Annotated in this window: 24 protein-coding genes; 17 read left to right on the forward strand and 7 right to left on the reverse strand. The window is 62.3% G+C overall.

Annotation, left to right across the window (positions count from 1 at the left end; genetic code table 11):
• The first annotated feature begins 167 nt into the window (after positions 1–167).
• Both mdoH and NUH88_RS18820 read left to right on the forward strand, forming a co-directional pair.
• Positions 168–2,033 carry a glucans biosynthesis glucosyltransferase MdoH gene (mdoH, locus tag NUH88_RS18815; RefSeq protein WP_257768097.1) on the forward strand — a complete coding sequence of 622 codons (1,866 nt, stop codon included), beginning with the start codon at positions 168–170 and terminating at the stop codon, positions 2,031–2,033.
• 69 nt (positions 2,034–2,102) lie between these two features.
• Entirely contained in the window at positions 2,103–2,690 is a 588-nt protein-coding gene (locus NUH88_RS18820) for an NUDIX domain-containing protein (RefSeq protein ID WP_257772260.1), read from the forward strand.
• 2 nt (positions 2,691–2,692) lie between these two features.
• On the opposite strand, the gene NUH88_RS18825 is transcribed toward NUH88_RS18820, so the two are convergent.
• Positions 2,693–3,364, reverse strand: a complete 672-nt coding sequence (locus NUH88_RS18825; RefSeq protein WP_257768099.1) for a Fe2+-dependent dioxygenase — start codon at positions 3,362–3,364, stop codon at positions 2,693–2,695.
• Between the two features lie 131 nt (positions 3,365–3,495).
• Here NUH88_RS18825 and NUH88_RS18830 point away from each other — a divergent pair, with 131 nt between their 5' ends.
• The 4 genes from NUH88_RS18830 (at position 3,496) to NUH88_RS18845 (ending at position 6,226) form a co-directional block, all read left to right on the forward strand.
• On the forward strand, positions 3,496–4,470 hold the full coding sequence (locus NUH88_RS18830) for a glutathione S-transferase family protein (protein ID WP_257768100.1): 975 nt from the start codon (positions 3,496–3,498) through the stop codon (positions 4,468–4,470).
• 80 nt (positions 4,471–4,550) lie between these two features.
• Positions 4,551–5,198, forward strand: a complete 648-nt coding sequence (locus NUH88_RS18835) for a hypothetical protein (protein WP_257768101.1) — start codon at positions 4,551–4,553, stop codon at positions 5,196–5,198.
• Positions 5,199–5,242: 44 nt separating this feature from the next.
• Positions 5,243–5,698, forward strand: coding sequence for a hypothetical protein (locus NUH88_RS18840; RefSeq protein ID WP_257768102.1), 456 nt, complete (start codon positions 5,243–5,245; stop codon positions 5,696–5,698).
• 51 nt (positions 5,699–5,749) lie between these two features.
• Entirely contained in the window at positions 5,750–6,226 is a 477-nt protein-coding gene (locus NUH88_RS18845) for a hypothetical protein (protein ID WP_257768104.1), read from the forward strand.
• 68 nt (positions 6,227–6,294) lie between these two features.
• Here the strand turns inward: NUH88_RS18845 and NUH88_RS18850 are convergent, their stop codons facing one another.
• Complete coding sequence (locus tag NUH88_RS18850) at positions 6,295–6,783, reverse strand: hypothetical protein (protein ID WP_257768105.1); 489 nt, start codon at positions 6,781–6,783, stop codon at positions 6,295–6,297.
• A 603-nt stretch (positions 6,784–7,386) separates the two neighbouring features.
• Here NUH88_RS18850 and NUH88_RS18855 point away from each other — a divergent pair.
• Together NUH88_RS18855 and serA are read left to right on the forward strand one after the other, a co-directional pair.
• A complete protein-coding gene (locus tag NUH88_RS18855) occupies positions 7,387–8,550 on the forward strand; it encodes a phosphoserine transaminase (RefSeq protein WP_372743527.1) in 1,164 nt (387 codons plus the stop codon).
• Between the two features lie 77 nt (positions 8,551–8,627).
• Positions 8,628–10,205: a phosphoglycerate dehydrogenase gene (gene serA / locus NUH88_RS18860; protein ID WP_257768108.1), complete on the forward strand. Its 1,578-nt coding sequence runs from the start codon at positions 8,628–8,630 to the stop codon at positions 10,203–10,205.
• 75 nt (positions 10,206–10,280) lie between these two features.
• Here the strand turns inward: serA and NUH88_RS18865 are convergent, their stop codons facing one another.
• Both NUH88_RS18865 and NUH88_RS18870 read right to left on the reverse strand, forming a co-directional pair.
• Complete coding sequence (locus NUH88_RS18865) at positions 10,281–10,838, reverse strand: P-loop NTPase family protein (protein WP_257768110.1); 558 nt, start codon at positions 10,836–10,838, stop codon at positions 10,281–10,283.
• A 10-nt stretch (positions 10,839–10,848) separates the two neighbouring features.
• Positions 10,849–12,057 (reverse strand): DUF3500 domain-containing protein, encoded by a 1,209-nt coding sequence (locus NUH88_RS18870; RefSeq protein ID WP_257768112.1) that lies wholly within the window; start codon positions 12,055–12,057, stop codon positions 10,849–10,851.
• 197 nt (positions 12,058–12,254) lie between these two features.
• On the opposite strand from NUH88_RS18870, the gene NUH88_RS18875 reads away from it, so the two are divergent.
• Genes NUH88_RS18875 through NUH88_RS18885 form a run of 3 tightly spaced genes read left to right on the forward strand, consistent with a single transcriptional unit; the run spans position 12,255 to position 13,784 of the window.
• The gene (locus tag NUH88_RS18875; RefSeq protein ID WP_257768114.1) at positions 12,255–12,833 is read left to right on the forward strand and encodes a TetR/AcrR family transcriptional regulator; all 579 of its coding nucleotides are present in this window, start codon (positions 12,255–12,257) and stop codon (positions 12,831–12,833) included.
• 39 nt (positions 12,834–12,872) lie between these two features.
• Positions 12,873–13,163 carry a YciI family protein gene (locus NUH88_RS18880; RefSeq protein ID WP_257768116.1) on the forward strand — a complete coding sequence of 97 codons (291 nt, stop codon included), beginning with the start codon at positions 12,873–12,875 and terminating at the stop codon, positions 13,161–13,163.
• Between the two features lie 9 nt (positions 13,164–13,172).
• Positions 13,173–13,784: a DNA-3-methyladenine glycosylase I gene (locus NUH88_RS18885; protein WP_257768118.1), complete on the forward strand. Its 612-nt coding sequence runs from the start codon at positions 13,173–13,175 to the stop codon at positions 13,782–13,784.
• A gap of 98 nt (positions 13,785–13,882) precedes the next feature.
• On the opposite strand, the gene gcvA is transcribed toward NUH88_RS18885, so the two are convergent.
• On the reverse strand, positions 13,883–14,764 hold the full coding sequence (gcvA, locus tag NUH88_RS18890) for a transcriptional regulator GcvA (RefSeq protein WP_257768120.1): 882 nt from the start codon (positions 14,762–14,764) through the stop codon (positions 13,883–13,885).
• Positions 14,765–14,859: 95 nt separating this feature from the next.
• On the opposite strand from gcvA, the gene NUH88_RS18895 reads away from it, so the two are divergent.
• Complete coding sequence (locus NUH88_RS18895) at positions 14,860–15,399, forward strand: GNAT family N-acetyltransferase (protein WP_257768122.1); 540 nt, start codon at positions 14,860–14,862, stop codon at positions 15,397–15,399.
• Positions 15,400–15,402: 3 nt separating this feature from the next.
• On the opposite strand, the gene NUH88_RS18900 is transcribed toward NUH88_RS18895, so the two are convergent.
• Entirely contained in the window at positions 15,403–15,657 is a 255-nt protein-coding gene (locus NUH88_RS18900; protein ID WP_257768123.1) for a DUF1127 domain-containing protein, read from the reverse strand.
• Between the two features lie 192 nt (positions 15,658–15,849).
• On the opposite strand from NUH88_RS18900, the gene NUH88_RS18905 reads away from it, so the two are divergent.
• On the forward strand, positions 15,850–16,761 hold the full coding sequence (locus tag NUH88_RS18905) for a transcriptional regulator GcvA (protein WP_257768124.1): 912 nt from the start codon (positions 15,850–15,852) through the stop codon (positions 16,759–16,761).
• A gap of 766 nt (positions 16,762–17,527) precedes the next feature.
• Here the strand turns inward: NUH88_RS18905 and NUH88_RS18910 are convergent.
• Positions 17,528–18,043 carry an adenine phosphoribosyltransferase gene (locus NUH88_RS18910; RefSeq protein ID WP_257768125.1) on the reverse strand — a complete coding sequence of 172 codons (516 nt, stop codon included), beginning with the start codon at positions 18,041–18,043 and terminating at the stop codon, positions 17,528–17,530.
• A 145-nt stretch (positions 18,044–18,188) separates the two neighbouring features.
• Here NUH88_RS18910 and NUH88_RS18915 point away from each other — a divergent pair, with 145 nt between their 5' ends.
• From NUH88_RS18915 to NUH88_RS18930, 4 genes are read left to right on the forward strand one after another with little or no spacing between them, the layout of a single operon-like run.
• Positions 18,189–19,322, forward strand: a complete 1,134-nt coding sequence (locus NUH88_RS18915; RefSeq protein WP_257768130.1) for an MlaE family lipid ABC transporter permease subunit — start codon at positions 18,189–18,191, stop codon at positions 19,320–19,322.
• A gap of 3 nt (positions 19,323–19,325) precedes the next feature.
• Positions 19,326–20,165, forward strand: a complete 840-nt coding sequence (locus NUH88_RS18920; protein ID WP_257768131.1) for an ABC transporter ATP-binding protein — start codon at positions 19,326–19,328, stop codon at positions 20,163–20,165.
• The gene (locus NUH88_RS18925; RefSeq protein WP_257768132.1) at positions 20,166–21,155 is read left to right on the forward strand and encodes an MlaD family protein; all 990 of its coding nucleotides are present in this window, start codon (positions 20,166–20,168) and stop codon (positions 21,153–21,155) included.
• Positions 21,152–21,817: an ABC-type transport auxiliary lipoprotein family protein gene (locus NUH88_RS18930; protein WP_257768134.1), complete on the forward strand. Its 666-nt coding sequence runs from the start codon at positions 21,152–21,154 to the stop codon at positions 21,815–21,817. The genes NUH88_RS18925 and NUH88_RS18930 overlap by 4 nt, the downstream gene beginning before the upstream one ends.
• Positions 21,818–21,820 lie beyond the last annotated feature (3 nt).

Raw genomic sequence — 21,820 nt, forward strand, 5'->3', positions numbered from 1 at the left:
GCTATCGCGTCTTTGTGAAGCTTGTTTTGCTGACGCGGAGCGAGGCGAGGATCAACTGTTTGAATGCGGCGGAAGCAAGGGAAGGGCTCCCCAATTTCGCCTATTTCAATTAGTTAGCTCAGATCTAGATCGCTCATACGGATCTGGCACTCCTAGGTTTGGGGAACATGGACGCTTCACATCTGATGATTTCCGCCGAACGCGAGGGCGCGAAAGGTCCGGCTTCCCTGCGCGGCCGGCGCGCCGTCTTCGCCGGTCTGGTGGCGGGTACGATCGTCGGTCTCTTATCAGCCTTGGCGTTTGTCTTCGCGCGCGACGGTCTCACCGGCATCGAAATCACCATGGTGACCGTCTTCGCGCTGAACACGCCCTGGATGGTGATCGGCTTCTGGAATGCGGTCATCGGCTTTTCGCTGCTGCATTTCCGGCGCGACTGGCTGAAACGGGTCACCGACCTCGAGGGACTCGACGACACCCATTCGCCGGTCACCGCACGAACCGCCATCGTAATGCCGGTCTTCAACGAGGATCCCGCGCTGGTGATCCGCAATCTGCGTGCCGTGACGGACAGTCTCGATGCGACCGGGAAGTCCGACAGTTTCGACATCTTTCTGCTCAGCGACACCAGCGATCCGGCAATCGCCGCGGAGGAGCGGGCGCTGTTCGAGAACTGGCGCGACGGCAATACGCGCCCGGATCGCCTGCATTACCGGCGGCGCGAGGAGAACAGCCGCCAGAAGGTCGGGAATATCGAGGATTTCTGTGAGCGCTGGGGTGACGGCTTCGAGCATATGATCGTGCTCGACGCCGACAGCGTCATGTCCGGCGATGCGATCCTCCGTCTGGTCCGTCTCATGCGGCACAATCCGAAGGTGGGCATTCTGCAGACGCTTGTGACCGGTATGCCGGCGAGCAGCGGGTTTGCCCGTCTCTTCCAGTTCGGCATGCGCCATGGAATGCGTTCCTACACAACGGGCAGTGCGTGGTGGCAGGGTCCGGACGGTCCCTATTGGGGCCATAACGCGATCATTCGTATTGCCGCGTTCCGCGCTCATTGCCGGCTTCCTGAGCTTCCCGGCACGCGTCCGCTCGGCGGCGAGATCCTCAGCCACGATCAGGTCGAGGCGGTGTTCATGCGTCGCGGCGGATACGAGGTTCGGGTTCTCCCGCTCGAGGATGGCAGCTACGAGGAGAACCCGACAAACCTGCCGGATTTCCTGACACGGGACCTCCGCTGGTGCCAGGGCAACATGCAGTATCTGAAGCTTTTCCGGCATCCGTCGCTGATCCGCGGCGTGCGGCCGATGGGTCGGGTCCAGCTTCTGCTCGCTATCATGATGTATACCGGGGCACCGTTCTGGTTCGCCTTCATGGGGCTCGGGCTCGTAGATCTCCATCTCGGTGCGACCTCGACAGGGCACGCCCTGCCAAATGCGGGGCTACCCGGTTTCGGGCTCGGGCTCTTTGTCGCGGTCATGACAATGACTTTCGCACCGAAGCTGCTGGGTGTTCTGGACATCGCGCTCCGCAAGGACGCGCGGCGTTCCTATGGCGGCTTGCCGCGCATTCTTGCCGGCACCCTGTGCGAGCTCATCTTCTCGATGCTGATCTCGCCGGTTGCCGCCCTCGCGCAGACGATCTTCGTCGTCGGCCTGTTCTTCGGCAAACGGATCCGTTGGGACGCGCAGCAGCGCGACGATCGTCGCGTAACCCTTCGTGAGGCCGCTGCCGGTCTCTGGCCTCAGACTTTGCTCGGTGCCGCCTTTCTGACCGCGCTGGTCGAGATCGCCCCGCAGGTGTTGCCATGGGCAGCGCCGGTGATATGCGGACTTCTGCTGGCGGTTCCGGTTGCCGCCGTGACGGCGCTGCCGGGTCTCGGGCGGGCGATGCAACGGACAAGGCTCTGTGCCATCCCTGAGGAGGCCGCGGTTCCGGAAGCGCTCCGGCGGATCGAGGAGCCGGTTTCGCTCGCTCCGGCGGAGAGCGTGCCGGCCGCGGAAATGCGTCCGCTCATGGGATCCGAAAACGCCTGAGGCCGTCTTTTCCTTCCTTCTGCCCTGGATTAGGGTTGCGCCAGTCTCAACGGTTAGGGCGTGAGCCTCATGACGGAACAGGTCGGACAACCGGTCTGGCAAGTGCTGGAAACCCGGAAGGTCTACGACAATCCATGGATCGGTGTGACCGAGCACGACGTGCTCGATCCCAACGGCAATCCGGGGCTCTACGGCGTCGTTCGGGTCAAGGGGCTGGCTGTCGGGGTGTTGCCGGTCGATGGGGAGGGCATGACCTGGCTGGTCGGCCAGCAGCGTTTCCCGCGCGACTATTACAGCTGGGAATTGCCGGAAGGTGGTGGAGATTTTGACGATCCGCGCGGATCGGCGGAACGGGAGCTGCTGGAAGAAACCGGCCTGACCGCCGCAAGCTGGCAGGAGCTGGTCCGGATGGATCTCTCAAATGCGATCACGGACGAGCAGGCCATGGGCTTCCTTGCCTGGGACCTGGCCGAAGGCACGGCGGCACCGGAGGCTTGCGAGCGGCTGGAGATCCGGCGCCTGCCGGTGCGGGACGTTGTCGAAATGGCCCTCAACGGTGAGATCGTCGACGCCTTCTCACAGGCCATGCTGCTGAAAGCCGATCTGCTCGCCCGCCGGGGCGCATTGCCGGGCGATCTCGCCCGGCATTTTCTCTAGCGTCAGGTCCGGGCCCACATCCGGAGCAGATTGAGGCGCCCCTTTTCCAGCATCAGGATGGCCTTCTTGTCTACATTCGAGCTAGTCAGGATCGCCTGGGTTTCGGCCAGGTCGCCGATGATTTCCCGCTGATGCGGGTCCGGGATCATGCTTTCCATCCAGGTCACGATGGCGAGACGGCGTCCTTTCGTCACCGGATTCACCCGGTGCAGATAGTGCGTCGGATATAGCACCGCGTCGCCCGGATTTTCCTTATAGACCATTTCCCCGAAATCGGTGGTCAGAACGAGATCGCCGCCTTCATAGGCATCCGGCTTGTTCAGGAAAATCGTCATCGAAAGGTCTGTGCGCATGCCCGGATAGGGGCCCATCAAGGCGGCGTCGATATGCTCGCCATACTGATTGCCCGTCATATAGGAGGCGAAAATCGGCGACAGGATGCGCCGCGGCATTCCCTTGATGGCAACTGTCTCGTTCGCCTTGATAGCGCCGAGAACCAGCTCCGACATTTCCCTGTAATGCGGGCTGTTGGGCGGGACCTGCGTGTTCTTCTTGATGTCTTTGCCAAGCGGGCCGCCGCTGGAGCTTCCGTCGACGAACTCGGCCGAGAAGAGTTTGGCCGCAATCGCCTTAACCTGATCCTTATTCAGCAGCTCACGAATGACCGCCACCATGGTCCCGTCCCCCAAGAAACAACGAAATTGGCCGCCATCGTAACAGGACAGTTTCCGATTGCGAGCCTTGATCTCTGTCGTCGACCCGCCACGTTTGTCCGGAGCGAAGGGAACAAGCGAGAGGACCGGCAATGGGCGCCCTGGTTGACGGAAAATGGGAATATGAGCCGATCGGCAAGAGCGGCGGAGACGGCCGTTTCGAACGTCAGGAAACCACGTTTCGCGATCAGGTCGAGGACCGGGAGGGCGCGCGTTTCGCACCTGAGTCCGGGCGCTATCATCTCTATGTCTCCTATGCCTGCCCGTGGGCGCACAGGACCCTAATTGCCAGAAAGCTGAAAGGGTTGGAGCCGCATATCGATCTGTCGGTCGTGGATCCGCTGATGGGCCCCGAAGGCTGGGCCTTCGGCGACGATCCGGACGGAATGGACGATCCGGTCAACGGCGCGCGCTATTTGCGCGAAGTCTATCTCGCCGCCGACCCACGATATACCGGGCGGGTTTCGGTTCCCGTGCTCTGGGACAAGCGGGAAGGGACCATCGTTTCGAACGAGTCCTCGGAAATCCTCAGGATGTTCAATTCCGCCTTCGATCGTCTCCCGGGCGTGAATGCCGAACTCGATCTCTATCCGGCGCCGTTGCGTGCGGAGATCGACCGGGTGAACGACGGCGTCTACACTGATATCAACAATGGGGTCTACCGGAACGGATTTGCCGGGACGCAGGCGGCCTACGAGGAGGCCTTCGATGCACTTTTTGCCCGGCTGGACGAGACGGAAGAGCGGCTGTCGCACCATCGCTATCTGGTCGGCGACCGCATTACCGAGGCCGATTGGCGTCTGTTCGTAACCCTTGTGCGCTTCGATGCGGTCTATGTCGCGCATTTCAGGTGCAATCTCCGGCGGATCGCCGATTATCCGAACCTTTCCAATTATTTGCGCGAGCTCTACCAGATGCCCGGTGTCGCCGAAACAGTGAATATACGCCACATCAAGGAGCATTATTTCCGCAGCCACGAGAGCCTCAATCCGAAGGGGATCGTGCCGAAGGGCCCGGAGCTGAATTTCGATCTTCCGCATGATCGCGGCAGGTTGCTTGCCGCCTGAGGTAAAACCGGCACGGTCCTTGCTTTTATCCCTCCGACCATGCCGGCGAAGTGCCGGTGCGTAGTTTGGAGGAGCAGAACATGTCCTTGTCGTCGGCTTTGAAAGCGGGTCTCGGCGCGCGCCTGAAAGATCTTTCCGGAACCGGTGCAGGTGCGGATTGGGACCCATATCCCGAAGACGGCGGCGAGAAGGCATCTGCCAAAGCGAAACTTCCGGCAAAGGCCGCTCCGAAACAGGCGGCGCCGCAATCGGCGAAGCAACCGCTGCGGACCGATAGGGCCGCCGCTGTCGCGCCGGTCGCCCGGGCACCGCGTCCGGCGAACGCCAACAGCGCCGTCGAGGCGCCGGCCGCGCCGAAGACGAAATCTTCCCGCGCCAAGTGGCTGCAGGAAAAGGGTGCCGCGATCCGGGTCAACCCGCAGCAATATGCCCGTGAACTCGACCGCTATATGAACGAACAGAACCGGCATCTGACGCAGGAAACGGTGATGGAAGTCGCCGCCGGCGAACTTGAGGGCGTGGCGCAGATGGCCGCGAAGGCCCGCGGTCGCTATTTCGCCAAACTGCTGGATTCCGGCGCACCGCGTCACGGCTTTCTGCAGGAGGCGGAAGTCGCCGAACTTCGCTTCTATCGCGAGATGTACGAGGAAATGACTAGGGGTTTCGAGGCCATGCGCGATGCAATCGAAGCCGGAGATATCTCGGTTCTTGGAATGAAACGGCCGTAGGCCGCGATACCGGGATCATTTGCTTACGGAGCCGAACTTGTAATGTGACGTCCATGCCGATTGTATCGGGCCGCCGCAATTGTTATTCGGCGGCGAGCTGGCTTGGACTCGGGAAACTCATGCACTGCGACGTCAGGGAAAATCCTGATCAGAATTTCGTCGAAGCCGTCTGCAGCGGTTCGGTTGACCTGACCGGCATGCAGATGGCTATCGCGGATCTGCGGCGGGTCGACGGCTATGTGGATGGGATGAATGCGCTCTGGGACTTCCAGGAGGCGGACCTCTCTCAGTTTTCTGCCGACGATATGAAAGCTTTATTGTCCTATATGGAGGAGACGCCGAAACGGAAGAAGGTCCGGGTCGCGATCCTTCTTTCCGGCAAGGTGGACTTTATGTTGCTGAAACTGTGGCGTGCGGTGTCTTCTCGGCGCTATGGACAGACAACGGAACTCTTCTCCGATCGAGAATCTGCCGTCGCCTGGCTTTGCGAGGCTGTCTGAGACTCCCGCTCCAAAGCGGAAATTGGCATTTTTATTTTAGGTTCGTAGAATATGGCCGTATGTGATTATCACGCGCGGGCCATTATGGAATTCGTGGTACGGACCGATTTCGAGCGCCCTTTCCTTGAAGTGAGGGTGCTGGGTGCGCTCACGATTGACTCGTCGGTCGAGCGGATCGGCCGCCTGCGGGAGAACGAGCACTATCGTCAAGGGATGGGCTTGCTGTTCGATCTGCGGCGCGCCGAGCTGCATTCTCTGGATTTCGATTACATCAAAGAGCTGAAGCAGATTCAGCCGAACAAGCCGGATCCTGTTACCGCGCACGGTGCGAGACAGGTCGTATTCCTTGTTTCGACCGAAGTCGACGGGATGGTGATGAAACTATTTCGCGACATGCTCGATCTTGCACCGGGAGCGCCAAAACGGGAGCGGCGCATCCTGCGGGACTATGACGAGGCAGCGGCCTGGCTCGGCGGTGCTCCGGCGGCGAAGGGCGCTTGTCCCGACCGTTCGGAGAAGGTGACATGAAAAAAGGGCCGCACGCGCGGCCCTAGTTTCTTGGGATTTTGCGCCGGGGGGACGGCGCCTGGGGGAACTCAGTGAACCGTCGTGGTGGTCGGCGCGTTCATGGCAAGGAAGATCTCGGCCGAGTCCCGATGGGCATCGTGGACGCTGCGCTTGTAGCTGTGGGCCTGGTCGAGGTCCGAGATGGGCTGGCCATCGTCGAGCAACTCAAGCAGGCAGGTATAGCCGATATCCGTGAGGCTATCGTATTCCTCGTCCGACAGGGAGGGATTGAGCGCCAGGAACTGATCGGCGAAGGCCTCGGAGAACCGGTTCAGGGCACGGCGGCGCAGGCGCCATGACTGGCCCTGCAGATGCATCGCCCATTCGCCGACCGCGTCGACAATCACTTCCGGCAGCTGGTCGAGCAGGGAGAATTCCGGCGCGCCGACATTCTGGTTGGCTGCTCCGGCCGTCTCGTTACCGCGATTGAAGCCGCCGGCCGGCGTCATCCAGTCCTGCCGGGAATGCGTGCCGGTGGACTCTTGTGCGGGCCAGGTCCGGAAATCGATGTCAGCCATGTGTCGTGCTCCTGTCTCGGATGCTGTGTTCGTTGTCGGGAGCAACGGAGCAATCTGCGGGCCAAGAACTAAAGTGGTGGATAGTGATTTGAAATAATGGGGAAAATCAATGCGCTCCGCTCGGTGGGAGGAGTGCTTTGCCGGGCCGGGATGGCGGAAATTGCCGGTCAAATCTGACCGGTAGGCAAGAAAAAAGGGCCGCTTTGCAGCGGCCCGAGTTAAGGGAGGAAACGCCCAAGAAGTAAACAATACGGCTGGGCAGTCCGTATTGCAGTGCACAATATAGGCCGCAAATTTTCGCGTTGCAACCCATTCGTCCTGTCAAATTGATTTCGAAACCGCACAAACCGGTTTCCATCATGGAATGTGTTGAATTTGCAACTGTTTGAGGCAATTTGAGCCAATTATTGAAGTAATTGATCCTCCTGCCCAGCCGGGAAATGGTTGTTCGAAACGCGTACAGAGCCGAGCCTTGTGACGCCATATTTGGTGCGCTGCAACATCATCGTCGAGAATACGCTGTTGACAGTTTCGCGGAAATCCATAGCGTCTGCGGCGGGCCGCCACTCCCCAACGAGTGGTTACATTTGAAGGATGGTACTTATGAAGCCGACGGTAACCCCGCGTGCTCCGCAGTTCTCATCCGGACCTTGCGCTAAGCGACCCGGATGGGGCCCCGCTGTAATCGCCGACGCCGCTCTTGGGCGTTCTCACCGGTCGAAGATCGGAAAATCCAAACTCAAAGACGTGATTGATCGCACCCGCGCCTTGCTCGGCGTGCCGGACGACTACCGGATCGGCATCGTGCCGGGCTCCGACACCGGCGCCGTCGAGATGGCGATGTGGACCATGCTCGGCGCCCGCGGCGTCGACCTGCTGGCATGGGAAAGCTTCGGTGCCGGCTGGGTGACCGATGCGGTCAAACAGCTGAAGCTGGACGATGTCCGCGTGATCGAGGCGGGTTACGGCGAGATCGCCGACCTTTCCGCCGTCGATCCGAAGCGTGACGTGATCTTCACCTGGAACGGCACCACCTCCGGTGTGCGCGTGCCGAACGGCGACTGGATCGCCGACGACCGCGAGGGTCTGACGATCTGCGATGCGACCTCGGCCGTCTTCGCGATGGAGCTGCCCTGGGATAAGCTCGACGTCACCACCTACTCCTGGCAGAAGGTGCTGGGCGGCGAGGCGGCGCACGGCATGCTGATCCTCAGCCCGCGCGCGGTCGAGCGGCTGGAGACCTACGTTCCGGCCTGGCCGCTGCCGAAGCTCTTCCGCATGACCAAGGGCGGCAAGCTCAACGAAGGCATCTTCAAGGGCGAGACCATCAACACCCCCTCCATGCTGGCGGTCGAGGACGTGCTCGACGCGCTGAAATGGGCGGAAGCGGTTGGCGGTCTGAAGGGCTTGGTCGCCCGCTCCGAAGCCAATCTCGCCGCCGTGGCGAAGTGGGTCGAGGCCAGCAACTGGGCGGACTTCCTCGCGAAGGATCCGGCGGTGCGGTCCTGCACTTCGATCTGTATCTCGATTTCGGATCCGTGGTTCCAGTCCCTGCCCGAGGCGGAGCAGCGGGCCGCGACCAAGCAGATCGACGCGCTGCTGGAAGCCGAAGGTGCCGCCTACGACATCAACGGCTACCGCGATGCGCCCGCCGGTCTCCGGCTCTGGGGCGGAGCGACCGTCGAAGCGTCCGATATGGAGGCGCTGATGCCGTGGCTCGACTGGGCCTATGGCGAGGTCAAACGGTCTCTCTCCGAGGCGGCCTGACGCGCAAGACCGCTCCCGGCGGGGCCGCCGGGAGCGTCTTTCCAGACACGAAGAAATTCGAGCACGAGGAGCAAGCCGTGCCCAAAGTCCTTATCTCAGACAAGCTGAGCCCCGCCGCCGTGGAGATCTTCCGCGCGCGCGGCCTTGAAACCGATTTCAAGCCCGGCCTATCGGCCGAGGAGCTTCTGGATATCGTCGCCGATTATGACGGTCTCGCCATCCGCTCCGCCACCAAGGTGACGAAAGAGGTTCTCGCCAAGGCGAAGAACCTGAAGGTCGTTGGCCGTGCCGGCATCGGCGTGGACAATGTCGATACCGCCGCCGCGACCTCCGCCGGTGTGGTGGTGATGAACACGCCCTTCGGCAATGCCATCACCACTGCCGAGCATGCGATCGCGATGATGTTCGCGCTTGCCCGCCAGATCCCCGCCGCCGACCGCTCCACCCAGGACGGCAAGTGGGAGAAGTCCAAGTTCATGGGGGTCGAGCTTACCGGAAAGCGGCTCGGCCTGATCGGCTGCGGCAATATCGGCGCCATCGTCGCCGAGCGGGCGCGCGGCCTGAAGATGCGCGTCGCGGCCTATGATCCCTATCTCAGCGACGACCGGGCGGCGCAGCTCGGCGTCACCAAGGTCGAGTTGGACGAGCTCTTCGCCGAGGCGGACATCATCACCCTGCACACCCCGCTGACCGACGCGACCCGGAATATCATCGATGCCGGCGCGATCCAGAAGATGAAAGCGGGCGTGCGCATCATCAACTGCGCCCGTGGCGGGCTGGTGGACGAGGTGGCGCTGCGCGGTGCGCTCGAGACCGGGCACGTGGCCGGGGCGGCCTTCGACGTCTTCGTCGAGGAGCCGGCGAAGGAGAACGTGCTGTTCGGCGCGCCGAACTTCATCGCGACGCCGCATCTCGGCGCCTCCACCACGGAAGCGCAGGAGAAGGTGGCCCTGCAGGTGGCCGAGCAGATGTCCGACTATCTCCTGACCGGCGCCGTCACCAATGCGGTGAACATGCCGTCGGTGACCGCCGAGGAGGCGCCGCTGCTGAAGCCCTACATGAAGCTCGCCGAAAATCTCGGCGCCTTCACGGGGCAGGTGATCGGCAGCGCCATCAAGTCGGTGGCGATCGAGTTCGAGGGCCAGGCGGCGGAGATCAACCCGGCGCCGGTGGTCGCGGCTGCGCTTTCCGGCCTGCTGAAGCCGACCCTTGCGTCGGTGAACATGGTGAGCGCACCGGTCGAGGCGCAGGCCCGCGGTATCGCGGTCACCACGATCAAGCATGACCGGCCCTGTGACTATCAGACAATGCTCCGCGTCACGGTGGAGACCGGCGAGCGCACCCGCTCCATGGCCGGCACGCTCTTCGCCGGCACCCTGCCGCGGCTGGTCGACGTGCAGGGCATCGCCATCGAGGCCGAGTTCGGCGACCACATGCTCTATGTCCGCAACTACGACAAGCCGGGCTTCATCGGTTCCCTCGGCTCCGCGCTGGGCGATGCGGGGGTCAATATTGCGACCTTCCATCTCGGCCGCCGCGAAGAGGGCGGCGAGGCGGTCGCGCTGGTCGAAGTCGATAGCGCGGTCGGCGAGGATCTGCTGGCCAAGGTGAAGGCGCTGCCGAACGTCGCCCGGGTTGATGCGCTGAAATTCTGAGCTGGCGCGCCATACCCCAAAAGTCGTCATCCTCCCGAAAGCGGGGACCCAGGGAAGGAGGACGCGGCTCTTCGATCACCTGGATCCCGGCTCTCCAGCCGGGAGGACGGCTGGGCTGGGTGGGGCATCGGACCCCGTTCTTTCCAGGAATAGCTCCAGTTGGTTCGGTGTTTCGAACCGATGGACGGAGCCGCGAAAGCCTTGCATCCGCTCCAGGTCCCGCGCCCGGCTCCGCTGACGGTAGGTCAGGACGAAGCGGAAAAACGGCCAATCCAGCCGCTCGGGGCATCCATCGACAAATTCGCCGGGCCGGACGTTTCCGAGCCCTGAAAATGCGCGGCGGAGAACCCGCGAAGCGCAGACAAATGTCGAGAAATCGAGATGTATCAGCGTGTCGGCGGCCGCGAGGCGCAGATCGAGCGTGCCGCCATAATTTCCGTCCATGATCCAGCTTGGCTGCGCCGTTAGCTCCCGCACCGTCTCTCGCCATTCTGCGCTCTCAGGCCGGACCCAGCCGGGTTTCCAGTAATGCAGATCGAGATGAATCAGCGGCAAGCCGGTGATCTCTGAGAGTCTCCGGGCCGCCGTCGACTTTCCCGCGCCGGGGCAACCGGTGATGAGGACGCGCCGCATTTTCAACTGCTCAGTTCTGGTGTGTGTGGTCGGCGCCGTGTTCATGTGCCTCGTAATGCTGTCTCAGCAGATCCTTGCCGTAGTCGTTGCCGTTCGGCGTTCTGACCACTGTATGGATATGCCGCTTGTTCGGCTTACCCCATGGGCCGTCGAGAGCGATCGTTCCCGCGTGATCGAACTCGATCAGTATCACCGGGCTGTGTATTCGGTAATAGAAGACGGATTCATCTTCAGTATCGCCTTTCCAGGCGAAATAGGTCTCGTCGAGGTGGGCCGAGATCTCGTGCATCTTCGCCGCCGCATGGCCTGTCTGCATGTTGCCGATATGGAGGCCGGCGAGCGCCAGCAAGGCCTCTCTTTGAGGACCCGCCATCGCGGCTGCAGGCAGGCCTTCGTAAGGAATGACAGTATTGTCCTTGAAGGCTTCCGCCTTGTTGGCGTTCTGCTCGTCGCGGGCGCCGATCCGGGCCTTTTTCTGCTGCTCTTGCGAGAGCGAACGCATGAAGGCCAGCCCCTCATTCTGTTCCGGCTGCAGGATCTCGACGCCCGCATATTTGCCGGAGCGTGCGGTCACAGGCTCCGATCCCATGAAGGTAGGTGTCATGACAACCTGATCGCCGAGCACGAAGAAATTGATGATCAGATGGTGCCCTTCGAGCTGCCAGCCCCAAGGCTCGGTCGCGGACGGAGTTCCCATCAGCGCCAACCAATAGCGATGTTCGCCGTAATCCGTAAAGTCGGAGACCAGCTCTCCAAGATGGTGGTTGAGCCGCATGATGTCGCGCGTGGTCTGGTAGCCTTTGGCGCTCAACGATTCTCGCAGAAGCGCGTAGACGGCTTGCCTTTGGGGCACGGACATCTCCCGCAGGGAAACGCCTTCGCGGGGAAATTTGTGGATATTGATCCAGCGCCGCCATTGCGGATTGTCCACGGGGAAGCGGAGGCTCTCCAACTGTTCGGCGTTCATCGCCGCGATCACCGCATTTGCCGCATCGGTGACCGGCCGCATTTCGACGCCGGATGGAACGATTTCGAATAGGCCCGGCTGCACCGTTCCTTGGGCCGTGATGCCGACAAAAGGTTCCGACAGCGCCTTCTTTGCCCGTTCCTGAAAGCCTTGAGCCATTGCGGACTGCATGACGCTGGCGCCGATGATCAGGAGAAGCGCATGTAACGCGTGCCTGCAAGCAGCTGGGATTTTGATTTTGCCGTCGAGCATCTGCGGTAACTCCCCTTTATCCGCGGAATCGGTCTTATCAGTGCTCAACGAATGGACGGAAGAAATCCGTCGAAATCGTTTTGTTCAAATTTCCCGGCGTCGTCTTCGCGCTGTTCTCTTGACGCGCTAGGACGATTGTCCTAAATAAGCGATAGGACAAGCGTCCTAATCAATTCAGGCCAACCCGCGAGGCGGATATGCGTGACGGAAAGACGGGCGGGCAGATCGTCGAGCGCGCCGACGATCTCTTCTACCGCCAGGGTTTCGAGGCGACGTCGTTTGCCGATATCGCGGCGGCGGTCGGGATTTCGCGCGGCAATTTCTATTATCACTTCAAGACCAAGGACGAGATCCTGGACGCGGTGATCGAGGCGCGGATCGCCGCGAGCCGGGAGATGATTGCCGGCTGGGAGGCCGAGAGCGACGATCCGGAACAGCGGATCCGCGGCTATATCCGCATTCTGACTGACAATCAGAACGACATCATGGCCTATGGCTGTCCCGTCGGCACTTTGACCTCCGAGCTTGCCAAGCTGAACCATCAGGCGCAGGGCGCCGCGGGGCGGATCTTCACGCTTTTCCGCGACTGGCTGCGCGGCGAGTTCGAGCGGCTCGGCTGCGGCGGAGAATCCGATCGCAACGCGATGCATGTGCTGGCCTGGAGCCAAGGCGTCGCGACCATGGCGAACGCCTACCGGGACGCGGATTTCGTCGACCGCGAGATCGCGGAGATTTCCGCCTGGCTGCACGACCGCGCCGCCGAGGCGCGGGCCTGACCATTCCACCGATATCACGAGCTTTGAAGGAGATATGCGATGTTCGTCGCCCTGCTGAAACTCTCTACCAACCGCGCGAAGGCCGGCGACTACCTCGAAGGCCACAAGGCCTGGCTGAAGCGCGGATTCGACGAGGGCGTGTTCCTGGCGGCGGGAACGCTCGCGGCGCCGGACGAGGGTGGCGGGATCCTCGCCCACAATACCGACCGGGCGTCGCTCGAGGCGCGGCTGGCGGAAGATCCTTTCGTGGCGGAAGAGGTGGTGCGCATCGAGGTCACGGAAATCGGCGCCTCCATCACCGATCCGCGTCTATCCTTCCTCGGCGCGTGAGGGACGACTATGAGCGAACCTTTCATTGCGCCGGACGGAAAACCGCGTTGCCGCTGGTGCGGCGCGGCGCCGGAGTTTCTCGCTTATCACGACAATGAATGGGGCTTTCCGGTGGACGACGACCGGCGGCTTTTCGAGAAGCTCTGCCTCGAAGGTTTCCAGTCCGGTCTCAGCTGGCGGACCATCCTCGCCAAGCGGGAGAATTTTCGCGCCGCCTTCGAGAATTTCGATTTCCGCAAGGTTGCGGAATATGACGAGGGCGATGTCGAGCGGCTGCTGCAGGACGCCGGGATCGTCCGTCACCGGGGCAAGATCGAGGCGATGATCAACAACGCCGCCCGGGCGGTCGAGATGGTCGAGCGGGAAGGCTCGCTCGCCGCCTTCTTCTGGTCCTACGAGCCCGACCCCGCGACGCTGAGCACGCCGCAGAGCCAGTCGGTCTCCGATGTCTCGAAGGCGATCTCGAAGGAGCTGAAGAAGCGCGGCTGGAAATTCGTCGGCCCGACCACGGTCTACGCCTTCATGCAGGCGATGGGCCTGATCAACGATCATGTCGGGGACTGCGTGGTGCGCGAGCGGGTCGCGGCGGCGCGGGACCGGTTCGAAAGCCCGGCTCCTTAAGTCGTCATTCCCGCGCACGCGGGGACCCAGGGAAGGAGCGCGCGGCCCCACGATCATCTGGGTCCCGGCTCTCCGTCCGGGATGACGGCGCAATTGAATTAAGGCTGCTCCTCGATCAGCCAGCGGCGGAAGACCGCCGCCGGGTCCTGCGGCCGGTCGGCGGCAGGGATCATTACGTGAAAATCCCCCATCGCGAGTACGGGCGCCTCCAGCGGCGTGACGAGGCGGCCCGAGGCGAGGTCGTCGGCGACGAGGGCGGACGGGCCCATCGCCACGCCGACACCCTCGACTGCGGCCTGCAGCACGTAATTGAGACTCTGGAAGCGGAGCTGACGGGACACTTGAAGATCCTCGATCCCGGCCGCGCGCATCCATGACGGCCAGAGATGTTCGAGCGAGTCCGCGTGCAATAATGTGTGATTGCGAAGCGCCCGGGGTGTTGCGAGCGGGATCTGTTCGAGCAGGCGCGGGCTGATTACGGGCAGGCAGCTCTCCCCGAGGAAGGGCGTGCTGGTAAAGCCCTCCCGGTCCATACGGCCCCGGCGGATGACGGCGTCGAAAGTATCACTCAGAAATTCCTCTCCCGAGATCATCGGCCGCAGGCGGACTTCGATATTGGGGTAGGCGCGGGCGAAGGCCGAGAGCCGCGGGATGAGCCAGCGTACGGAAATTGTCTCCGGCGCCAGGAGGCGGAGGACCCGCACCCCCTGCGGCCCGGCCAGCCGCTCGGTCGCGACGGCGAGCTTGTCGAGGACGGCACTCGCCTGATCCCGGTATTCGAGCCCCTCGCGGGTCAGGATGACTTTCCTGTTGGCGCGGGCGAAAAGCGGAAAGCCGAACCAGTCCTCGAGCACCCGTACCTGCCGGCTGACGGCACCATGGGTCACGCCGAGCTCTTCGGCAGCGGCGGTGAAGCTTTCGAGGCGGGCCGCGGCTTCGAAGGCCCGCACGGCATTGAGGGGCGGCAATCGGCGATACATGCGTGAGATTATCTCACAGAATTAACAAACAATCTCGTTTGCCCGAAAGGCGCCGGGGTGAAAAAAGAAAGAGGGAAAAGCACGCGAGGTCAGACATGCCCCTATCCGAGATCATCAAGCCGGACGCCGTCCTGATCCGCTCCCTGGAGGAGACGGATTCCATACCGGACCTGACCTCGATGCTGCATCGGGCCTACGGGCGTCTCGCCCGGATGGGGCTGCGCTATATGGCGACGCATCAGGGCGACGACGTCACCCGCGAGCGGATTGCCGAGGGAACGTGTCTTGTTGCGGTCATGGACGGGGAGGTGGTCGGAACCATCATCGTGAAGACCCCGGAGCAGACGAATGGCTGCGCTTGGTATGACCGGCCGGAGGTCGCGTCTGTCGGCCAGTTCGGGGTCGAGCCGGACATTCAGGCCAAGGGCCTCGGCCTGATGCTGCTGGACGAGGCCGAGCGTCGCGTGCGCGCGGCGGGAGCGGCCGAGATCGCCCTCGACACGGCCGAGCCGGCGACCCACCTCGTCGCATGGTACACGCGGCTCGGATACCGGTTCATCCAGTATCAAAGCTGGGAGCAGACCAATTATCGCAGCGTCATCATGAGCAAGGCGTTGACGGGCGCCGTTTCCTGATCGTCACAGCGGCGTTTTCCTTGCGTCGAGCGCACGATCGATCGCTCCCGGGATCTCGGAGCGGTCGATGCCGATATCCAGCAATTGCCGGTCGCTCATGGCGTCGAGCATCCTGATGCCTGCGCTGCGCCTGCGTGCGCGCTGGATTTCGGCAATGCTCTGAAGGATTGCCGTCTTCACGCTCCTGTACAGCCGCGACGCCACACTGGACGGCGAGGGGATGATTTCCGGGTTTGGCGATGTGCAGCAATGCGACATGACTGATCTCCATCTTTTGGCCGGCCCGGATCTGTCGCTCAAATGAGATATTTTTATTTGAACCGAGAGCGATCCCGACGACGGGGCGGCGAGTTCTGTACGCGTTGATTGATTGGAAAAATGGCTGTATTCCGTTGAATCGACAAACGAGAAGATCTCGTTTTATACATTAGGAAAATTTGAAGAAAAGCGATGGCCCGACCGCTTCCCCCGCTGAAAGCCCTCCGCGCCTTCGAGGCCGCCGGCCGGCATCTCAGCTTCACCAAGGCGGCGGCCGAGCTGAACGTCACGCCGGCGGCGGTCAGCCATCAGGTGAAGGCGCTGGAGGATCTGATCGGCACGCCCCTGTTCCGCCGTCTGACCCGGGCGCTGGCACTGACGGAGGCGGGCCAGGCGGCCCTGCCTCTGCTGGGGCAGGGTTTCGACAGGCTGGCCCAGGGTGTCGAGGCCATGCGCGCGCATTCCGAAAGCGGGATTCTGACCATCAGCGTCAGTCCGTCCTTCGGTGGCATGTGGCTTGTGCCCCGGCTGGAGCGCTTCCGCTGCAGGCATCCGGAGGTCGAGATCCGCATCGACGGCACGGACCGGCTGGCGGACCTTGCCCGCGGCGAGGCTGATATCGCGATACGGTACGGCCCGGGCGGATATGACGGGGTGCGGACCGACTGGCTCTTCCATCAGATCAATACGCCGGTCTGCAGCCCGGCGCTCCTCGGCGGCGAACATCCGCTCCGCCGGCCGGAAGATCTCCGTCATCACACGCTGCTGCATATCGACTGGACCGACACGGAGCCGAGCTGGCGCATGTGGCTGACGGCCGCCGGCCTGCAGGACATCGTTCCGGCTAGCGGGCCGTGGTTCAGCATGGAAAGCATGGCGGTCCAGTCCGCCCTCGACGGCGCCGGCGTCGCACTGATCGGAGACGTGCTGGTCGCCGATCATCTCGCAGCGGGGCGCCTGGTGCGCCCGTTCGATCCGAGCTTCAGCACGCCGCTCGCGTTCTCGTACTATTTGCTATGCGCGGAGGATCGCACGGAGGTGCCGAAGATCGCGGCGTTCCGGGAGTGGCTGCTGGAGGAGGCGAGGGATTTGCGGTCTGCGTGAGGGTTCTGGCGCGGTTGGTAGGGGAGCTGAATTAAGCATCGTGTCCCCGCAATCTGAGTGTCCCCGCAATCTGACGGTGTCCCCGCAATCTGACGTGTCCCCGCAATCTGGTAGGAAAAAGTATAAACCCCTACAATCTCAAGATAACGCGCACGTATATGTACGCAAATAACCAATAAATTACATATCCTAGTATTAATATTGATATCGCGTATGAAATTGAGGCGAGAAAAATTTTGTGTTTATATGCATTCATTTCACTGGAAAGATATTCTGCAATATACTTATGAAAAAACCAAAAAATATATATAATGAATAAATACAATAAATAATACTTAATTGTCCAGCCATCTCCACCAAAAAATGTCATCTGTAAATGTTCATTTCCTGGTAGTATTTTATTGTATGCATTATTCAACAGGAGAACGATGAATTCGCGGGCCGGAAGCCAAAAATACAACAATGAAAGAAAAAATATATATCGTGCTTTAAATGGTTTTTCCAATAACGAAAAACGTCGAGTTCTCTCTCGATCTGCATACTTTTCCCTCATCGCTCTTGCATTCCTTCGCTCGCATAGCGCGGCACCGGCTGCGACGCGTAGTCCGGCACCGCTCTCTCACTATCGGTCCAAGAAACCAGATTGCATATTAACCGGTGCTCTTTTGGCCGTCATCCCGGGCCTGACCCGGGATCTCTTGATGGCGTGCGTGTTCGGACAGGTCACGGCTCTGCGGCCGGATGACGTGCGAGCGGGGGAGAGAGGTCAGTCGTCGTAGGCGATCAGCGAGCTGAACGGGATATCCAGCCGCTCGCGGCCCTTGAGGAAGGTCAGTTCCATGATGCTGGCAGCCCCGGTGACCTCGCCGCCGACCTTGCGCACCAGTTCGACCGCCGCGGCGAGGGTGCCGCCGGTGGCGAGCAGGTCGTCGAGGATGACCACGCGCTGGCCGGGTTCGATCGCGCCGTCCTGCACTTCGATCGTGTCGGTGCCGTATTCGAGATCGTAGGTATAGGGAATGGTCTTGCCCGGCAGCTTGCCCTTCTTGCGCACCATGTGGAAGCCGAGGCCGAGTTCCAGCGCCAGCGGAGCGGCGACGAGGAAGCCGCGCGATTCGATGCCGGCGAGGACGTCGGGCTTGTAGGCGGAGACCAGATCCTTCAGCCGTTCGACCGTCGCTTTCCAGGCTTGCGGATGGGCCAGCAGCGTCGAGACGTCGTAGAACAGAATCCCGGGTTTCGGGAAATCCGGCACTTCGCGGATATGCTGCTTCAGGTCCATCTGAGGATCTCCGGGGCGTCGCTTGGGCAGCGGCCTTGATAGGTGAGAGTTGCGATAAATTCCAGTATCTTATGAAATAAGCGCGTGTTCAGGTCCGTGGGGGAGATCCTGAACACTGGCGATGCGCGGTCCGGGGGGAGAAAACGTGGCAGCAGCGGAGACCTCGCTATCCATCACGGAAGCCGGTGGAGAGCTGCGCGTGGGTATCGCCGGGCCGCTGACCGTAGAGGCCGTGGGCCGGCTCGACCGTCAGTTCCGTGAGGCGCTCGCCGCCAGTCCCCGACAGGTCGTCATCGATGCCACCGGGATCACCGCGCTGGACAGCGCGGGGGCCTGGATCCTGCGTCGGACCTCCGACGGCTTTGCCGGGCGCGGCATCGATGTTCGTCTCGACGGCCTGCAGGAACGCTACCGGGCGCTGGTCGAAAAAGCCTTTGTCCCCGATCCGGACGCACCGGACGGGGAGGAGCGGCCCAATCCCGTGCTCCTCGTCGCGGCCCGCGCCGGCGAGGCGATGTTCACCATGGCCCATGTCGGGCGCGATCTCTTCGGGTTCTTCGGCCTCACCATCGTCTCCCTGCTGGGGATCTTCACCGGCCGCACGAAGCTCCGCTTCATCGCGCTGGTCAGCCAGCTCGAATATGTCGGTCTGAACGCTGTCGGGATCGTTTCGCTGCTCTGTTTCCTGGTCGGGGTGGTGCTCGCCTATATGGGCTCGTTGCAGCTCGAACGGTTCGGCGCGGCCGTGCTGACGGTGAACCTCGTCGGCGTTTCCGTTCTGCGAGAGATCGGCGTGCTGCTGACCGCGATCATCGTCGCCGGGCGCTCCGGCAGCGCCTTCACCGCGCAGATCGGAACCATGAAGGTGAACCAGGAGGTCGACGCGCTGGAGACGCTGGGGCTCTCGCCGGTCGACGTGCTCGTCCTGCCGCGTCTGATCGCGCTCTTCATCGCGCTGCCGATCCTGGTTTTCATCGGCGATATCGCCGGCCTCGCGGGCGGGGCGATGATCGCCGTGCTGACCCTCGATCTCACCATCCAGCAGTTCCTCGTGCAGTTGAAGGGCGCCGTCGATTTCTGGGATTTCGGCACCGGCATCGTGAAGGCGCCTGTCTTCGCCTACGTGATCGCCGTGGTCGGCTGTCATCAGGGGCTGCAGGTCTCGGGCAGCGCGGAGAGCGTCGGTTTCCGGACCACCAAATCGGTCGTCGAGTCCATCTTCATCGTGATCGTGCTCGATGCGCTCTTCGCCATCTTCTTCGCCGAAGTCGGGATCTGATCGATGGCTGCGCTGACCGAGGACATCGCCGCCATGGCACCGGAGGACGCGCCGGCGATCCGGCTGCGCGGGGTGCGCAACCAGTTCGGCGCGCAGGTCGTGCATGACGGGCTCGATCTCGATGTCCGGCGCGGCGAGGTGCTGGGCGTTGTCGGCGGCTCGGGCACCGGCAAGTCGGTTCTGCTGCGCACCATCATCGGCCTGCAGATCCCGGCGGCGGGCGAGATCGAGCTGCTCGGCGAGAAAATCGAGGCCGGGCGCGGGGAGATGGCGACGCGCAAGCTGCAGGGCCGGTTCGGCATGATGTTCCAGGACGGCGCGCTCTTCAGCTCGCTCACCGTGGCGCAGAACATCATGGCGCCGATGCGGGAGAAGGGCGGTATCCCGAAAGCGCTGATGCACGAGCTCGCGCTGCTGAAGATCAATCTCGTCGGCCTGCCGCCGAACGCGGCCGACAAGTTCCCCTCGCAGCTTTCGGGGGGGATGCGCAAACGCGCCAGCCTCGCGCGGGCGCTCGCGCTCGACCCGCAGGTCGTCTTCCTGGACGAACCGACCGCGGGGCTCGACCCGATCGGCGCCTCCAATTTCGACATGCTGATCCGCGACCTGCAGCGCAGCCTGAATCTGACCGTTGTCATGGTGACGCACGATCTCGACAGCCTGGTCGCGATCTGCGACCGCATCGCCGTGCTGCTGGACAAGAAGGTCACCGTCGGCACGATGGCCGAACTGGTGGCCAATCCGCATCCATGGATTCAGGAATATTTTCACGGTCCCCGGGCGCGTGCCGCGTTCGAGACCCCCGGTCTTGAGGACCGTCACGGAGAGGGAGACGTACCCTAGATGGAAACACGCGCCAGCTACGTCATCGTCGGTCTGTTCGTCTTTGCGATGTTCGCCTCCGCCATGGGCTTCGTCATATGGCTCGGCAAGGTGGAACTGAACCGCGAGGTCGCCCATTACGACATCGAGTTCGAGCAGCAGGTCACCGGCCTCTCGGTCGGCAGCCCGGTCCGCTATCGCGGCATACCGGTCGGGCAGGTCCTCCGGATCGGTTTCGATCCCGACAATGTCGAGATCATCCGTGTCCGGGTCGAGCTCGATACCAAGGTTCCGATCAAGCAGGACGTATATGCCGTGCTGGAAAGCCAGGGGCTGACCGGGGTCGGCTTTATCCAGCTCGCCGGCGGGTCGAAGGATGCACCGCTCCTGACCGTACGTCCGGGCGACGAGGTGCCGGTCCTGCCGTCCCAGAACTCGGTGCTGCAGGAAGTCGCGCAGGCGGCGCCGGAGATCGCCTCCCAGCTTGTGGTTCTGGTGAACCGGGCGAACCAGATGCTCGATCCGCAAAACCAGACCGCCCTGCGGAACACACTGAGTAATCTGGAGCAGTTTTCCGGGGCGCTCGCCAGCCGGTCCGGGGAACTGGAACGGATCATCGAGAACCTGAATCTCACAATGGAGACCATGGAGGCGACCGTGGCGCAGGTCAGCGGCGATATCGGGGTGATGAGCGAGGAGATTTCGCAGACCATGGCAACGACCAGGGGAACGGTGAATTCGCTCGATTCCGAAATCGTCGCGGTTTCGGACGAACTTAAGATCGCTCTGAGGAATGTCAGCGAGGTCTCGTCCGGTGCGTCCGCGCTCATTCGCGACAATCGCGATGCGGTGAACGACTTCGCCACGACAGGCCTCTATGAGCTGACCGAGTTCCTGATCGACGGCCGTCAGTTGATGAACGATATGAGCCAGCTTGTCCGGCAGGTGGAGTCGGACCCCTCCCGGATCCTGTTCGGGAACCGGCAACGAGGTGTGGAGACCGACCGATGAGCCAGCAAGACAAAGCAACGATCAGCCGCCGCGGCCTTATTGCCGGCACCGGAACGCTCCTGCCGCTCGCTCTTGCCGGCTGCGGCGTGCTGCCGAAGCCGATGCCGCCGGAGCAGCTTTACAGGCTGTCGCCGAAAAGCACTTTCGACGACGACATTCCGGCGGTCGGCTGGCAACTGGGGCTTGAGCCTCCGCTCGCGCCGGCGGGATTGAACTCCGCGCGGATCGCGGTACTGCGCGGCGAACTGACCATGGACTATTATTCGGGCGCCAAATGGGTCGATACCGCGCCGTCGATGGTCTACCGCCTGCTGATCGAGTCCTTCGAGAATTCGGGCAAAATCGTCGGAGTGGGCCGCAGCGGCGCAAGTCTTCGCACGGATTTCGAATTGCGCACGGAGCTGCGCGAATTTCAGGCGGAATATATCGACGGGGCGTCCAACCCCTCCGTCCGCGTCAGGATCAATTGCAAGCTCATCAAGAAGCCGCAGCGTATCATCCTCGCATCAGAGGCCTTCGAATCGCTCAAGGAGTCCCCGGACAACCGGATCGAGAGCATCGTGAAAACCTTCGACCTCGCTCTTGGCAGCACAATGAAGCGGATCGTGGGCTGGACTTTGAAGAGCGCGGTCGGGCTCCATTCCGCTCGACGGCCCGCTTGACCC

Source organism: Nisaea acidiphila (assembly GCF_024662015.1).
Classification (GTDB): Bacteria; Pseudomonadota; Alphaproteobacteria; order Thalassobaculales; family Thalassobaculaceae; genus Nisaea; species Nisaea acidiphila.

Excerpts from the sequence above, each read along its gene's own strand:
- mdoH (WP_257768097.1), top strand. The coding sequence starts at position 168 with ATGGACGCTTCACATCTGATGATTTCCGCCGAACGCGAGGGCGCGAAA.
- NUH88_RS18820 (WP_257772260.1), top strand. The coding sequence starts at position 2,103 with ATGACGGAACAGGTCGGACAACCGGTCTGGCAAGTGCTGGAAACCCGG.
- NUH88_RS18825 (WP_257768099.1), bottom strand. The coding sequence starts at position 3,364 with ATGGTGGCGGTCATTCGTGAGCTGCTGAATAAGGATCAGGTTAAGGCG.
- NUH88_RS18830 (WP_257768100.1), top strand. The coding sequence starts at position 3,496 with ATGGGCGCCCTGGTTGACGGAAAATGGGAATATGAGCCGATCGGCAAG.
- NUH88_RS18835 (WP_257768101.1), top strand. The coding sequence starts at position 4,551 with ATGTCCTTGTCGTCGGCTTTGAAAGCGGGTCTCGGCGCGCGCCTGAAA.
- NUH88_RS18845 (WP_257768104.1), top strand. The coding sequence starts at position 5,750 with ATGGCCGTATGTGATTATCACGCGCGGGCCATTATGGAATTCGTGGTA.
- NUH88_RS18850 (WP_257768105.1), bottom strand. The coding sequence starts at position 6,783 with ATGGCTGACATCGATTTCCGGACCTGGCCCGCACAAGAGTCCACCGGC.
- NUH88_RS18855 (WP_372743527.1), top strand. The coding sequence starts at position 7,387 with ATGAAGCCGACGGTAACCCCGCGTGCTCCGCAGTTCTCATCCGGACCT.
- NUH88_RS18865 (WP_257768110.1), bottom strand. The coding sequence starts at position 10,838 with ATGCGGCGCGTCCTCATCACCGGTTGCCCCGGCGCGGGAAAGTCGACG.
- NUH88_RS18870 (WP_257768112.1), bottom strand. The coding sequence starts at position 12,057 with ATGCTCGACGGCAAAATCAAAATCCCAGCTGCTTGCAGGCACGCGTTA.
- NUH88_RS18875 (WP_257768114.1), top strand. The coding sequence starts at position 12,255 with ATGCGTGACGGAAAGACGGGCGGGCAGATCGTCGAGCGCGCCGACGAT.
- NUH88_RS18880 (WP_257768116.1), top strand. The coding sequence starts at position 12,873 with ATGTTCGTCGCCCTGCTGAAACTCTCTACCAACCGCGCGAAGGCCGGC.
- NUH88_RS18885 (WP_257768118.1), top strand. The coding sequence starts at position 13,173 with ATGAGCGAACCTTTCATTGCGCCGGACGGAAAACCGCGTTGCCGCTGG.
- gcvA (WP_257768120.1), bottom strand. The coding sequence starts at position 14,764 with ATGTATCGCCGATTGCCGCCCCTCAATGCCGTGCGGGCCTTCGAAGCC.
- NUH88_RS18895 (WP_257768122.1), top strand. The coding sequence starts at position 14,860 with ATGCCCCTATCCGAGATCATCAAGCCGGACGCCGTCCTGATCCGCTCC.
- NUH88_RS18900 (WP_257768123.1), bottom strand. The coding sequence starts at position 15,657 with ATGTCGCATTGCTGCACATCGCCAAACCCGGAAATCATCCCCTCGCCG.
- NUH88_RS18905 (WP_257768124.1), top strand. The coding sequence starts at position 15,850 with ATGGCCCGACCGCTTCCCCCGCTGAAAGCCCTCCGCGCCTTCGAGGCC.
- NUH88_RS18910 (WP_257768125.1), bottom strand. The coding sequence starts at position 18,043 with ATGGACCTGAAGCAGCATATCCGCGAAGTGCCGGATTTCCCGAAACCC.
- NUH88_RS18920 (WP_257768131.1), top strand. The coding sequence starts at position 19,326 with ATGGCTGCGCTGACCGAGGACATCGCCGCCATGGCACCGGAGGACGCG.
- NUH88_RS18925 (WP_257768132.1), top strand. The coding sequence starts at position 20,166 with ATGGAAACACGCGCCAGCTACGTCATCGTCGGTCTGTTCGTCTTTGCG.
- NUH88_RS18930 (WP_257768134.1), top strand. The coding sequence starts at position 21,152 with ATGAGCCAGCAAGACAAAGCAACGATCAGCCGCCGCGGCCTTATTGCC.